The organism is Thiolapillus sp., from assembly GCF_048562965.1.
Lineage (GTDB): Bacteria > Pseudomonadota > Gammaproteobacteria > Chromatiales > Chromatiaceae > Thiolapillus > Thiolapillus brandeum_A.
In genome coordinates, this window is record NZ_JBHNMF010001500.1 from 1 (window position 1) to 597 (window position 597).

The following is a 597-nucleotide window of genomic DNA, read 5'->3' on the forward strand; positions in this document are numbered from 1 at the left end:
GAAGCAGCTCATCAAGAAGGCGCCTTTTATCATCACCAGGGTGCTGACGGATAATGGTAAAGAGTTTACGGATCGCTTTATCGCCAACGGAGAACGCAAACCCACCGGCCAGCATCCTTTACAGGCAGAAGGCATCAAGCGTGTCTTCGGCCTCGTGATAGATTTTGGGACATCCCAGTCCCCAAAATCGACTCGGCCTTTGACAACCCATTGGTGCCCCAGCCGTCCTGGTCACCAAGCACTACGCAACAACTTCGCAAGCTCGTTGCTGCTCCGTACTTGGCTCCCAATGACTGGACGCCGCGTTCGGAGGCCTACTTTGTTTTCCCTCTGGCGCAAGGCACGCCGGGAAAACAGTGCGGCCTCGCGGCTACTGGGGTCTACCAGCCTTCGCTTCGCTCTCCATGGCTGGCAGCGTAGGTTATTGATGAATGAAGCCTGATTTTACTGTATAATACAGTGTGTTAAGCCATTGATTACATGTCAAGTCCCGATAGATCATAGATTTTCTTTTTGAATAATTCCGGTTGTTTTTTGTGCCAATCCTTAAGCGCCTGAATGGGCGTGATGTGCCCGATGTTTTTCTGCGGGACATGG

2 pseudogenes are annotated in these 597 nt (G+C 51.8%); one reads left to right on the forward strand and one right to left on the reverse strand.

The features are described from left to right. A pseudogene (locus ACOCD2_RS25155) lies at positions 1–115 on the forward strand (IS481 family transposase); the annotation flags it as partial. Between the two features lie 361 nt (positions 116–476). Here ACOCD2_RS25155 and ACOCD2_RS25160 read toward each other — a convergent pair. Then, positions 477–597 (reverse strand): annotated as a pseudogene (locus ACOCD2_RS25160) (IS481 family transposase); the annotation flags it as partial.